General features: G+C 31.7%; 14 protein-coding genes. 6 read left to right on the top strand and 8 right to left on the bottom strand.

All coding sequences use genetic code 11. From position 1 onward, the window contains the following. Positions 1–233: 233 nt before the first annotated feature. The 3 genes from LQ673_RS12305 to LQ673_RS12295 form a co-directional block, all read right to left on the bottom strand. Positions 234–536 (bottom strand): hypothetical protein, encoded by a 303-nt coding sequence (locus tag LQ673_RS12305; protein WP_159315915.1) that lies wholly within the window; start codon positions 534–536, stop codon positions 234–236. Between the two features lie 181 nt (positions 537–717). Beyond that, positions 718–1,383, bottom strand: a complete 666-nt coding sequence (locus LQ673_RS12300; protein ID WP_037589338.1) for an ABC transporter ATP-binding protein — start codon at positions 1,381–1,383, stop codon at positions 718–720. Positions 1,384–1,394: 11 nt separating this feature from the next. Then, complete coding sequence (locus LQ673_RS12295) at positions 1,395–2,444, bottom strand: ABC transporter permease (protein WP_191836264.1); 1,050 nt, start codon at positions 2,442–2,444, stop codon at positions 1,395–1,397. 143 nt (positions 2,445–2,587) lie between these two features. Between LQ673_RS12295 and LQ673_RS12290 the strand changes: the two genes are divergently transcribed. Together LQ673_RS12290 and LQ673_RS12285 are read left to right on the top strand one after the other, a co-directional pair. Continuing rightward, positions 2,588–3,292, top strand: a complete 705-nt coding sequence (locus LQ673_RS12290) for a DUF5694 domain-containing protein (protein ID WP_191836263.1) — start codon at positions 2,588–2,590, stop codon at positions 3,290–3,292. 12 nt (positions 3,293–3,304) lie between these two features. Beyond that, complete coding sequence (locus LQ673_RS12285; protein ID WP_191836262.1) at positions 3,305–4,333, top strand: siderophore ABC transporter substrate-binding protein; 1,029 nt, start codon at positions 3,305–3,307, stop codon at positions 4,331–4,333. Positions 4,334–4,545: 212 nt separating this feature from the next. Here LQ673_RS12285 and LQ673_RS12280 read toward each other — a convergent pair whose 3' ends face one another. Together LQ673_RS12280 and LQ673_RS12275 are read right to left on the bottom strand one after the other, a co-directional pair. Next, positions 4,546–4,980: a DUF3995 domain-containing protein gene (locus LQ673_RS12280; protein ID WP_159315919.1), complete on the bottom strand. Its 435-nt coding sequence runs from the start codon at positions 4,978–4,980 to the stop codon at positions 4,546–4,548. Between the two features lie 43 nt (positions 4,981–5,023). Continuing rightward, positions 5,024–5,839 (bottom strand): metallophosphoesterase, encoded by an 816-nt coding sequence (locus tag LQ673_RS12275; protein ID WP_049319910.1) that lies wholly within the window; start codon positions 5,837–5,839, stop codon positions 5,024–5,026. Between the two features lie 110 nt (positions 5,840–5,949). Here LQ673_RS12275 and LQ673_RS12270 point away from each other — a divergent pair, with 110 nt between their 5' ends. After that, positions 5,950–6,735: an arylamine N-acetyltransferase family protein gene (locus tag LQ673_RS12270; RefSeq protein WP_191836261.1), complete on the top strand. Its 786-nt coding sequence runs from the start codon at positions 5,950–5,952 to the stop codon at positions 6,733–6,735. Between the two features lie 79 nt (positions 6,736–6,814). Here the strand turns inward: LQ673_RS12270 and LQ673_RS12265 are convergent, their stop codons facing one another. Then, positions 6,815–8,233: an MFS transporter gene (locus tag LQ673_RS12265; RefSeq protein WP_037589343.1), complete on the bottom strand. Its 1,419-nt coding sequence runs from the start codon at positions 8,231–8,233 to the stop codon at positions 6,815–6,817. Positions 8,234–8,512: 279 nt separating this feature from the next. Here LQ673_RS12265 and merA point away from each other — a divergent pair, with 279 nt between their 5' ends. Then, positions 8,513–9,835, top strand: a complete 1,323-nt coding sequence (gene merA, locus LQ673_RS12260; RefSeq protein ID WP_204171230.1) for a hypothiocyanous acid reductase MerA — start codon at positions 8,513–8,515, stop codon at positions 9,833–9,835. 83 nt (positions 9,836–9,918) lie between these two features. Next, positions 9,919–10,485: an ATP-dependent Clp protease proteolytic subunit gene (locus tag LQ673_RS12255; protein ID WP_107572830.1), complete on the top strand. Its 567-nt coding sequence runs from the start codon at positions 9,919–9,921 to the stop codon at positions 10,483–10,485. 279 nt (positions 10,486–10,764) lie between these two features. Here LQ673_RS12255 and LQ673_RS12250 read toward each other — a convergent pair whose 3' ends face one another. Beyond that, on the bottom strand, positions 10,765–11,379 hold the full coding sequence (locus LQ673_RS12250; protein ID WP_126477830.1) for a TetR/AcrR family transcriptional regulator: 615 nt from the start codon (positions 11,377–11,379) through the stop codon (positions 10,765–10,767). 159 nt (positions 11,380–11,538) lie between these two features. Here LQ673_RS12250 and LQ673_RS12245 point away from each other — a divergent pair, with 159 nt between their 5' ends. After that, complete coding sequence (locus LQ673_RS12245; protein ID WP_191836259.1) at positions 11,539–12,834, top strand: YhgE/Pip domain-containing protein; 1,296 nt, start codon at positions 11,539–11,541, stop codon at positions 12,832–12,834. 57 nt (positions 12,835–12,891) lie between these two features. Here the strand turns inward: LQ673_RS12245 and LQ673_RS12240 are convergent, their stop codons facing one another. Beyond that, positions 12,892–13,359 (bottom strand): YehR family lipoprotein, encoded by a 468-nt coding sequence (locus LQ673_RS12240; RefSeq protein ID WP_126477828.1) that lies wholly within the window; start codon positions 13,357–13,359, stop codon positions 12,892–12,894. Positions 13,360–13,810: the final 451 nt, after the last annotated feature.

Raw genomic sequence — 13,810 nt, 5'->3', positions numbered from 1 at the left:
GTTCAAATTCTGAGAGGTTTTATTTTCAATAATAATTAGTTGATAAAGTATGTCCTAACCGATATTGGTTTTCAGCAATATCAATAATTACATCACAATTTTAATAAATGACTTTAAAAATCTCATAATCCTTTATATAAAAAACTTCTGAATTATTAAAAAATCACTTGATTTTTAGAAACTACATTTCAAGGATCTTATTTAGCACTGAGAAATGATTTACAATATTAAATCTATCCAAATAATAAAGCAATTAACCATAGTACGAATATATATAAGAAACATAATGCAGATATAACTATTAGACCACTTCCAATAAATTCTACAATACTAAATAATGAAAATGAATCTATTTGTCCACCATAGGCGTCAGTTGTGAACGGTTTAGCAATTACACTTAAAAGTGCACCCATTATACCTGTAAAGATACCAACACGCACTACAGTTGGAAGTGCTCTAATCCATTCAACCATCGAAGTTCCTTTTCTTTTTGTAAAAAATACACAAGCAATAACAATTAAAATTAAAATCCACAAATTCAAAACCTCCAAAAATTAAATTATAATTTATTCTACTTTACTAAATTCAATTTTACAATATAGAATTACATAAAATAAAAAATTTTATGTTCTTTTTCGAAGGATTTATAAAAATAAAAATCCTAGATATTAATAATCTAGGATTTTTTTATAATTCAATCAATTTTATTTAACCAATTTACTCTTCTTCTTTCAACTCACCGTCTACCATTTTAAATACTTTATCACAGTATGATGTCAGTCTTTGATCGTGTGTTACGATAATACATAATTTATTTAATTCTTTTGTTTCTCTTCTCAATATTTCCATAACTTCTATTGCATTTTCTGTATCTAATGATGCGGTTGGTTCGTCTGCTAATATAACGGATGGATTTGTGTAAAGTGCTTTAGCGATAGCCACTCTTTGTTTTTGACCGCCTGATATTTCACTTGGTAATTGAGATAAAATTTTATCCAAACCGAGTTGTTTCAATAATCTTGTATGTTCTTCTTCATTCATGACGTCTTTTTTCACTTTTTTAAGTAATTCAAATTGTTGTTGAACAGTTAAAAACGGTATTAAATTACTTGTTTGAAGTATAAATCCGATTTCTTTTAATCGAAGTTTAGATAATTGCTTTTCATTATATTGATTGATATTTTGACCATTTAAAGATACAGTGCCTTCTGATGGTAATTGCAAGGCACCTGCCATTGTTAACAACGTACTTTTTCCTGATCCTGATGGTCCAATAATGGCAACTAGTTCGCCTTTTTCTAATTTAAAGTTGGTTGATTTTACTGCTTCTATCGTTCTATTACCGTCTTTAAATGACTTTGTGACATTCTCAAATGCTAACATGTTTCCGCCTCCTAACTAATGACTTTCAATGGTTCTACTTTTCGTATACTTAATACTGAGAATAAACTACCTAAAATTGCGACGATAATAAGCACGATACCGTATAACAACATTGTTAAATAATCAAATTTAATAGGCACTGCTTCTGGTAAGAATGAACCTGTTAACACCGTTAATCCAAAGCCAATCAATGTACCGATTAAAGCGATAATAATCGTTTGGCTCATAACTGAACGCGCTAAAAAGCCATTCGTTAATCCTTGTGCTTTTAAAACACCAAATAAATTTCTCTTTTGTAAGGTAATAATGTATAAGAATATACCAATAACCATTGCTGAAATCGCAAATAAGAACACAATCATAAAGTTTAATGTTAAATTTTGCGCTTGATAGCCTGGTAACTTCGTAATAAATGATTCAATGTCATCTACTTCTAAATCTTTGTTTAATTCAACATCTTTCCAATTTTTATCTTTAACGACTAGCGCATTAATCTTATCGCCTTTTAACATCGGATTTAATTTCCCAATCGTTTCATTATTTGTAAATAAAACAGGTGATGCATTAAATTTAGAACTTACTGAGAAACCGACAATTTTTAATTCTTCATCACTATTTGAAAGTGTTAATGTGTCCCCGATTTTAAATCCTTTTGTTTTTAAAGTATGATCTGCAACGACTTCATTATTCTTCTCAAATAGTTTGCCGTCTTCTATTTTAGGCATTAAAAACCCTTTTCCATCGATACCAAAGACCGTCGCATTCTCTTTGTTTTTACCGTCTGAAGCGATAACAGCCGTTTGCTTTAAACCTTCACTTTTATCAAATTTGCCTTTAACATCATCTGTATTAATAGATGATTGTGCAACTGTTTGATTGGCATCTTTATTCAATACAATCGCATCTGCTTTCCATAAATCGACTGCTTCTCTATTCATATTCATCAATCCATTTGCTAACCCTGATAATAAGAATAAAAGATAGCTAATCATAACTAATACGCCAATAATTAGACCAAACTTCGTCTTATTTCGTCTCATTTCATTCCAAGCTAAAAACATACTTCCAGCCCTTTCCTGAATCTAAATTTTCTATTATTTAATTATAACATTATTATTTAATTATCTTAAAATAATAGCAGCATTGTATTTATAAAAACGTTCATGTATAATTGATAACGATTATCAATTAAGGAGGTGTCAAATTGGCACAAAAAGAAATTTGCATCATTGGTACGCCACATATTCGGTTAGACCAAAGCAATCAATATTTTTTAGAAACTTATCAACGATACTTAGAAGACGCTGACGTCATTTTGAATAAATTACAGCAATACAATCCAGATTTAATCGCAATTGAATGGGATATTAAAAATAAAAATCAATTAGATAAAGACTTTAACCAATTATCCCGTAAACATTTACCGCTTCAACTCAACGAACATCATTTTTTAGCGATACCACTCGCATTGAAATTAAATTTACCAACTGTTATACCAATCGACAACAATCAAATGCAAACCCGTAAAATCCGTGCAGCATTTGCAGATGAATACCTTGAAAATGATAACCCTTTACTATACCAACATTTAAACGAAGCAAAACAAAGTCATCAAAATAAAAAAGGACAAGATTTATCATTATATGAACAATTAACGGAATATCAGGATACAGTCATTCCATTAGAACAAGTTTTTGCTATTCGTTCACTTGCAGATAGTCCCGGTATCGCCTTTTCACTTGAATGGTTAGAACGTAATCAATTTATGGCCAACAACATCATGAAAAATGCGCTTAACCATGATAGAACAGTTGTCTTTACAGGTATGAGTCATGTCAGAATTTTAAAATTCATGATAGAATCAACAGGTTTATTTAAAGTCGTTCCATCAATAGATATATTAAAATAAAGGAGCATACATATGAAAAAGTTACTTGTATTAATGGTCATCACACTTATATTAGCAGCATGTGGTCAAACAAAAGGAACAAGTGATTCAGACAGTAAGAAAGAAACAGTCACAGTTAATCAAAAATATGAATTACGTGGTAAATATAAAGACGGAAGAGATGCAGAACAGAAAGATGAAAAAGTCAAAATCACGAAAGATCCTAAAAAAGTCGTCACATTTGATTACGGTGCAACAGATATCATTAAAGCACTCGGTAAAGAAAATAATGTAGCCGGTATTTCAATAGGTTCAAGTGATTCTATGCTACCTAAAGAATTAAAATCTTTTACGAAAGATAAATATACAAATGTCGGTGAATTAGGGAAACCAAATTTTGAAAAAATAGCTGAAATCGACCCAGATTTAATTATCTTTTCAAACCGTACAGCAAGCAGCGAAACATTAAAAGAATTTAAAAAAGCTGCCCCTAATGCATCACTGCTTTATATAGGTTCAGATGATAATGCCGTCGTAAAATCCGTTTCAGATAACACGACGAAACTCGGCAAGATTTTCGGAGAAGAAAAGAAAGCTAAAGAACTTACAGATCAACTTAAAAATGAAGAACAAAAAGCTAAGAAATCAGTTAAAAATATAGATAACAGTGTCATGCTGCTACTTACAAGCCAAGGTGAATTATCAACTTACGGACCAGGCGGAAGATTCGGTGGCCTACTTTATGATCAACTTGGATTTAAACCAGCAGATAAAAAAGTTAAACCAAATCCACACGGCCAACCCGTCAGCTTTGAATACGTCGCTTCAAAAGATCCAGAAGTCATATTCGCAATGGATAGAGACGAAGCAACAGACGGAAAAGGAACAAGTAAGAAAGTACTAGGAAACGACGTACTTAAAGACGTAGATGCCATAAAAAATAATAACATCATTAACTTAGATGCAAAATCATGGTACTTCTCATCAGGTGGCATTAAATCCACTACGAAACAAATACAAGAAATACAACAAATCGCGAAAAAATTACAAGAACAGAAATAATAAGTGTGGATGGTGGTGTTGAGGTTGTGGCTAACTATCACTATTCGGAATTCTGGTAATTAGAACGGCTGTATCTTCCATTATTCTGAATTCTGGTAATTAGATGGACGCTCTCTTACGGACATTTCTCGGAATTCTGTCCCTTACAGCATACAAACTTCGTCATCTTATACGACAAAAACGCCACAGGCTCCTGCCAGTGGCGTTTTCCTTTATCTATTCTGTTTCACTTTCATAATATATCCGAACAATCCGATTCCCCATAATAAAAATAGTGGATCCCACACGTATGCTTGTCCGAAGGCTGTAAAATAGTTATGGTTTTCGATTATTTTACACATTTTTAATATGCCAATTATCATGTTTAATCCGCCATATATCATTAGAAAAATACTGCCTATTAAAGATATGATATATATTTTCTTATCAAAATGATTGGTTAATGTTAATGGCACGATGGTCGCTAAAAATTTAAACACCCCTATTAATAACAGCGCGATATTAATCCATATTCCAAACTGTGCACTTAACGTGAAGACCCATGAGCCAACTGTTATGAGACCCGCTTCTCCACCAAGTCCCCAATACAATGAAAATAGTGCATGCACACTTCCTGCTATGATAAATAATGATATATACTTTTTCATTCAATCACCTATTATAATCATAAATTTTCTGCGATATATTTTTTTATATTTCGATAACTTGTATTGTATTTTTAATTTCAGTTGCTAAATCAGTCGTTCGCCACTCTCTTTGATAACCGAGACATGGACATATATATTGAATACCACTTTCTTCTATTATATTACGGAAATGAACATGCCCCATAATGCTGTATTTGATTGGATATGCTTCATAGAACTTGTCAAAGTCTGATGTACCTATAAATGCATTAAAGTAATCAAATATTCTATGTGGCATTGGAACTGCAAATTTACGATTGGTCACAATATGCGTCATTAATATAATATTTTTATCTTTCACCTGTTCTAAATCATTTTTCACGGATTCTGCAGCTAATCGCGACATTTCTAAGTCTGACTTACCCCAATCGATATGTTCTTTATCCAACCATGTAGAGCCGTAATATTTTCTACGTTCTAACCTTTCCATACTAAATTTGTTTTGATCTGCAAAGCTATAATCATACCATCCACTATGCCCGACAATCGCCCAATCTTCATTCACAATATATGGACTTGCTATAATACTTTCAGGTTGCGCTTTATAATATTCAAAAATTTCATACGAACTTTTTTCTTCTTGATCTTTTTTCCAATAATCATGATTGCCAGGTATAAACAACACTTCAACTTTAGAATGACGCTTAACATTTTGAACAAACTGCATCGTTTGTAAATAATGATTTGAAACATCACCTGCTATTAATAAAAGGTCTAAATTCAAATGTGTAATTTCTTGCGCTAAAATATATTCAAAATCTTGAGGATAGTAATCTTTACTTCTATCTATATGCAAATCTGAAATGGTACCAATTCTCATATGCATGACCTAGCTTTCTTTAAAATAACGTTGTATATCAATTTTATATTAACATATTCTATCCTTGTATCCTTTATAATAGAATTAAGATTTAAATAGGAGGTTTTGAGTTGAATATTTTACAATTTGAAGAGTACTTAAAAATAGATACAGAATCTTTTAATCAAGTAGATTTGCGCACTTTGAACCACTATATCGAAAGATTCATGTACACTGTGCCTTTTGAAAATATTAGCGTTCAAAATAAAGAACCGATTTCAGTGAACATTGATGATTTATTTAACAAAATTGTTCATCGCCATCGTGGTGGATTTTGTTATGAATTAAATACGATTTTTCAATATTATTTAAAAGAAAAAGGATTTCACGTCGAACGTGTATCAGGAACGATTCATACGCCAGATGACAATTGGAGTAGAGACGGTTCACATATGTCGACAATCGTACATTTAGATCAACCTTATATTGCAGACGTAGGATTTGGAGATTTACCAACAAAAGCTATTCCAATCTCTGACCCAGATAATATTGTAGTTATTGATGATGTTAACGGTCATTATCGTGCTATTTTAGACGAAGATCGTGTCATTCACCTTCAAAAACAGTTAGATGACCAATCATGGCTCACATCTTATTTAACAAATGAAATTTGTAGACCGTGGGACTTCTTTATAGAACATTTAGATTATAATGAACATCATCCTGATTCAATATTCGTTCAGAAACTAATTATTACAATGGCTAAAGAATATGGTAGAGTAAGCATGTCTTATGATCATTTAACCATTACGTCTAAAAATCATAAACAAAAAGAAAGCTTCAAACATGATCAATATAAAGCCATATTAAAAAAATATTTCGGTATAGATGAAACAATTCATACATTGGAAAGTTGAGGAAAGCTCTCTCTTCTTCCATTACTCTAATAAAATAAGCCGGAGACGTCACAAACGTCTTCGGCTTTCTTCATATATATTAATCTGTTTTTACTTTACCTTTTTGTAATTCTTGTTCTGTCCACCATAGTGCATCTTCAGGATTTTTAACGGCATGTTCGAAATCTTTTTTAGAAGATACTGTTGGATATGATCCTTTTAATGCTTTTCCTGATGTTGTTTCAAATAGGAATAGTATTGTTACAAATCCTATAACACTTACAGCTGTTAAATAATAAGCTGGTGCTAATGGATTTTGTGTGACATGTACTAACCATGTTGAAACTAATGGAGTTGTACCACCAAATATTGAAACAGATACGTTAAATGTAACCGCTAATGTACGGTAACGAACATCTGTATAGAAAATACTTGGTAATAAACTTGGCATTGCACCTTCATATGTTGATAAGAAGAAGCCAAGAATAAAGATACCTAATGATATAAACATTAATTGGTTAAGTCCTATGAAATAGAACGCTAGCATTGAAAATGCTGTTAAACCAAATGTACCGAATAACACAACTTTTTTGTTACCAATTTTGTCACTTAAACGACCGAATATAAATGCTAATGGCACCATAATAACCATTACACTTGTAATCAATACCGTACTAACTGTAGTTGAAATACCAATTACTTCGTCTAAGTATGACGGCATATATGAAAGTAACATATAGTTTGTAATATTAAAGAACGCAACTGCTATAAAGCAAACAATAATATCTTTTTTGTGATTTTGAATAATTGAAATGAATGGTTCTGGTTTTTCATCATTCTCAGAAATATCATTTTCAAAAATTGGTGTTTCATCTAAATGTCTTCTTAAATAAAGTCCAACTAAACCAAGTGGTGCACCTAGAATGAATGGAATTCTCCAACCCCATGCTTGCATTTGTGCATCTGATAAACCAATAAATAATCCACTTGCTAATAACGAAGCTAAAATATAGCCACCTAAAGTACCAATTTCTAATCCACTACCTAAAGCACTTCTTCTGTTGTCTGGAGAAGATTCTGCAATATATACCATTGCACCTGCATATTCCCCACCAGTTGAGAACCCTTGAATAATTCTCGCTAGTAATAATAAGACTGGTGCCCAAATACCTATTTGATCATAAGTAGGCAATAATCCAATTAATAACGTTGAAGCTGCCATCAATACGATAGTAGTTGTAAGAACGGTTTTTCGGCCAAGTTTATCGCCGATTTTACCAAATATAATACCACCAAGTGGTCTCATTAAGAACGCAATCGCAAATGTAGCGAAAGTAAATACTAATTTCAGTTCATCATTTTCAACTGATGTAAAGAAATTCTTACTAATGATAATTGCTAAATAAGAATAAAGACCAAAGTCAAACCATTCCATAGCATTACCAATACCTGTAGCATAAACACTTTTTTTAGTTTGTTTCATATCTACAACATTTATTTTATTCTTGTTGAATTTCATGTTTTTATAAACACCCTTTCAATATAGTTATGTATATTACCATATTGAAAAATAAGCACAACTGTAATTTTACACTTTGTTAAGCATCCACTTTTGTGAAAAACACCACAAGCATATAAGCTTATTAGCCTCATAAGTGGTCGACCAATATTGTAATATTACTTATATTTCTTGGATAATTTTTAAATTTTTTAAATTTTTTCTGAAATCTTTTACACAGATTTACATCTTCAAAAGCGTTATACTAAATATAAATCATCACAATTGGAGGTTTTGTAAATGAAACGATTTGATATGTTGATTATTGGTTTTGGTAAGGCTGGTAAGACGCTTGCTAAAGATTTTGCAGGGCAAGGTCAAAAGGTCGCGGTTATTGAACAAGATTCAAAAATGTATGGAGGTACTTGTATAAATGTAGGTTGTATTCCGAGTAAGACATTGCTCCACGAAAGTCTAGAACATCATTCATTCTCTGAAGCGATGGATCGTAAGAAAGATGTTGTTGCTGCTTTAAATAAGAAGAATTTCAACAACCTTAATTCTGATGACAATATCGAAGTATACACTTATAAAGCGCATTTTAAAGATAACCAAACAGTGTTGCTTTTAAATGATCAGAATGAAACGGTTGAAACGATTCAAGCGGATAAGATTGTGATTAATACGGGTACGCGTTCAAATATTCCTGATATAGATGGTATTAATACAACTGAAAATATTTATGATTCTAAAGGCATAATGGCATTAGACCACTTACCTGAAACGCTTGTTATTGTTGGTGCTGGTTATATTGCATTAGAATTCGCGACAATCTTTTCAAAATTAGGCAGTAAAATTAAAATCGTACATCCTCGTAAGCATGTATTAGTAACTGAAGATAAAGATATTGCTTCTCTTATTTATGATGAAATCATTAGTCAGGATATTGAATTTATTGACGAAGCTGAAGTAACAGCCTTCTCTACTGAAAATAATCGTCCCATCGTGCATACTTCTCAAGGTGATATAACTGGGGATGCGGTATTACTTGCGACTGGTCGTGTGCCTAATACCGATTTAGCTTTAGAAAATACAGATATCGAACTTGGAGATAAAGGTGAAATTAAAGTTAATGAACATCTACAAACTTCTGTAGACCATATTTATGCAGTAGGAGATGTTAAAGGTGGTCCTCAATTTACTTACATTTCATTAGACGATTACCGTATTGTTAAAGACCATTTAGTTGGCAAACAGCACCGCACAACGGAAAATAGAGGTTATGTGCCTTATACTGTATTTCTAGACCCTCCACTTTCAAGAATTGGCTACACTGCAAGTAAAGCTAAGAAAAATGGTCACAATATTTTAGAAGGTCAAATTGAAGTGAAGAATATCCCGCGTCACAAAATCAATCATGACGACAGAGGTTTATTCAAAGTTGTTGTAGATGCAGATAGTAAACTCATTCTAGGTGCAAGTCTTTACGGTAAAGAATCTGAAGAATTGATTAACATTCTGAAACTTGCAATGGATCAACAAATTCCATATACCGTTTTAAGAGATAACATATATACCCACCCTACGATGGCTGAATCATTTAACGATTTATTTAATGTTTAATTTAGTCAAAATAGGTCAAATTATTTGAAATCAAAATCGCACTCGTTCACAATAGTAGTATCAATCATTATAGGAGTGATTTCATGTCTGAAGAAAAACATAACGAAAAAGATATACTTACTGAAAAGTTATTAGAAACACGTACGGTTATTATTACCGGGGAAATCAATGATAAAGTGGCAAAAGAAGTCGGTAATCAACTATTACTATTAGAAGCAATGAGTGATGAACCTATCAATCTATTCATTTCAAGCCAAGGTGGTCATGTAGATTCAGGTTATTATATTCATGATATGATTAATTTCATTAAACCAGAAGTTAATATTATCGGTTCTGGTTGGGTAGTAAGTGCAGGCGTTATTATTTATTTAGCTGGTAAAAAAGAAAACCGCTATAGTTTACCTAATACAAGATTCATGATTCATCAACCTTCTGGCGGTGTACAAGGTCAATCTGTTGAAATGGAAATCACAGCTAAAGAAATTATTCGCACAAGACAAAAAATTAATGAATTAATTGCAAGAGAAACTGGCCAAGATATTGAAAAAGTAGAAAAAGACACTGGCCGTGACTACTGGTTAAGCACACAAGAAGCTAAAGACTACGGATTTATTAATAAAATCATTAAAACTCGTGATGAAATAAAATAACGTAACATGAAAGGCAGGGGCTGCGATAGTTGCCCCTGCCTTCTCTATGTTTATATAATGTGAACGGATTGTATTGGGTGGATAACTGCACTATATTTCTTAGTCTTCGTGCGATTGAGCCTTATTTTGTACCCTAGCGCACGATATCTCTTAGTCTTCGTGCGTTATGCCCATATTTTGTACCTTATCGCACGATATTTTTTAGTCTTCGTGCGCACAAGCCAGTACATTCTCTACCATCTACCATTTATATTCATATCATGATTATTTTCTTCTATATTACTTAATATTCTCATCTACCATACGTTTCATAATAGACAATGGTCCTGTTGATGCGATTGTTGAGACATAATTTACGAGTTCTTCTACGGATACGCGATTTTCATCTGATACCCAATATTTGATCATCGACATCATTGAACCTACTACATAACTTAAGTAATAATTTTCTGGAATGCCAAATACATTATCTTTATTGCCTATTAAATGTTTAATATTACTTCTCACAATATCTGCTAATTGTTCTTCGATTTGACTTTTACGTTCTAAGTTGAGAATCACTTGATAAAATTCAATATTATGCTCAATATGTGTAATGACATTTTTAATAATTTTATTCGCAAAGTCTTCAATAAAACGATCACTCGTCTTAGTGGATAAATCCATCTTTCTTATATCTACAAATCCTTTAATTTTCTCTATTTGTTCATTTTCCATTTCATCTAACAAAGCATATTTATCTTCATAATTTAAATAAAAGGTTCCTCTATTAACATCTGCTAAATCTGAAATTTGTTGTATCGTAATACGATCAAGGTTATTTTCTTTTAATAACTGGATAAATGCTTGTTTAATTGCTCTTTTACTTTTTCTTACGCGTCGATCTTCTGCCATTTTTAACCATTCTCCTTATTTTAATGAACAATCTTCATATATTTGTTGATTAATAAACGTATCGTAAGCAATTGACGATTGTAACTATCTTAAATTCTATTATAATAAACAATGTTATTAATAATCAACACAATGTTCATTAATCAAGGAGGAAAAAATATGAATATTTTCAAAAAGAAACTTTTTTGGATGACACCTATTCTAGTAATCGTCATACTTCTATTATTAGCGATTGCTTTTATTCCAGCATATAATCCAGAACCAAAATCAGTCCCAATTGCGATTGTGAATCAAGATAAAGGTACAACAATGCAAGACAAAGACGTCAATATCGGGAAAACTTTTGCAGATAAAATTAAAGACAATAAAGATTTATCAGATAAAGTTGAATGGGTAGATGTAGATAGTAAGAAAGATTTAAAACAAGGCTTCAAAGACAATAAATATTATGGTGCATTAATTTTAGATGAAAATCTTTCAAAAGATTCAATGAGTAAAGTTCAAAAGACAGTTCAAGACGCAAAAATTAAAGAAATGCAGTCACAAATGAAAGAAAAAATCGAAAGTGGACAAATTCTACCTGAACAAGCTAAAAAAATGCAAGAACAAAACAAAGTTGAACCTGTTAAAGTTAAACAAGGACAAGTTGAAATCATCGTTAACGAAGGTGCAAGCATGCAAGGTGCACAACTTGCGAATACAATGTTAACGACTATCGGTGATCAACTGAATACACAAATTTCTAAACAAGGTATCCAAACTTTAGATAAAATGGATGTCGACGTTTCAGCTTCAGATATTCAAGGTATCACAAATCCAATTAAAGTGGATAAAACAAACATGAACGCTGTTAAATCACATCAAGGTAACGGAAACTTACCATTCTTAATGTTCACACCAGTATGGTTAGCATCATTAGTTGGCTCAGTTGTTCTATTCTTCTCATTCAGAACAAGTAATAATATCACAATTAAAGACCGTATTATCGCTTCACTTGGCCAATTAGGCGGTGCGATTGTTACGGCATTAATCGGTGGATTTGGATATATTTACTTTATGACGCACGTATTAGATGTAACAATTAACGAACCAACTAAAATCGGTTTATACATTTCAATTGCAATCCTAGCTTTCATTAGTCTCATCTTAGGATTTATGACATGGTTAGGTGTCAAAGCTATTCCATTATTTATGGTATTGTTATTCTTCAGTATGCAACTCATCATGTTACCAAAACAAATGTTGCCACAATTTTATCAAGACTATATGATCGGATGGAATCCATTTAGACATTATGCAGAAACATTACGAGGACTATTGTATTTACACCACGATATCGAACTTAATAGTACAATGTGGATGTTTATAGGCTTTATCATCTTCGGTGGTGTATCAGCTATATCAGCAGCTATCCTTAGAAAACATAGCGAAAAAAGAACAGAAGTACCATCATAAAATAAAAAAATCTCATGTGCCTGAATCATTCAGTGCCACATGAGATTTTTTATTATGTTATTTTTTCTCTTTGAATCCTTGTTCTTTAATAAATTTTTCTGATTTTTTCATGCTTACGCCTTTATCAGTATCTCCAATAATATCAACAACATTATTATCTCTTAATTCTTTGAAATCAGCTTTTTCATAATCAACTTCAACATTTTCGATTAATTGATTATCGTTACTTTTTACAGATTCCTTAACACCTTTAATATCTTGGAATTTTTTACTTTCAGTCTCAAGCTGTTTCTTTAATTCTTCTTTCTGGCTATCTTCAGTAATATTAAAATCTTTGTAATCAATTGTGATTTTAGATGTTTGCTTTAACACTTTGTCCCCTTTATATGTATACGTCATTTCAACATCTGCTCTGTTTTGCTCACCAGTAAAAGTTTTAGTTTCTTCCTTACCACAAGCTGATAATAAGACTAACATCATCGTGCATAATAAAGAACCAACCATTAATTTCATAGATATTTTCATTTGCTTCGTCACCTTCCATATCCTTTAGTTATATTTCTATAATCTAATATATCACTATATAGTTTATTTATCTCAATTTTCCGAGAAAAAATAATTTGAAAAATTTCAGTATTATAATTATTATATTTAATTTTACGAAATTTTTATATTGGTTCTTGATCGTTAGTGCTTAAGTTTCTTTATATCATTCAAATTCTGGGCTGATTTCGCTGGCTAACGATCTTGTTTCGTTTTCTTGAGCGTTAGAATTTCTAACGATCTTGTTTTCGATTCTTGATCGTTAGACAGCTCATTTTATGTATTTTCACTCATTTCCACCTGCGATTTGGTGCGCTAACGATCTTGTTTCATTTTCTTGAACGTTAGAATTTCTAACGATCTTGTTTTCGATTCTTGATCGTTAGACAGCTCATTTTATGTATTTTCACTCATTTCCACCTGCGATTTGGTG

Source organism: Mammaliicoccus sp. O-M54 (assembly GCF_022386035.1).
Classification (GTDB): Bacteria; Bacillota; Bacilli; order Staphylococcales; family Staphylococcaceae; genus Mammaliicoccus; species Mammaliicoccus sciuri_A.
The sequence above is the reverse complement of the archived record's forward strand: the minus strand, read 5'-3'. Positions and strand labels throughout refer to the sequence as shown.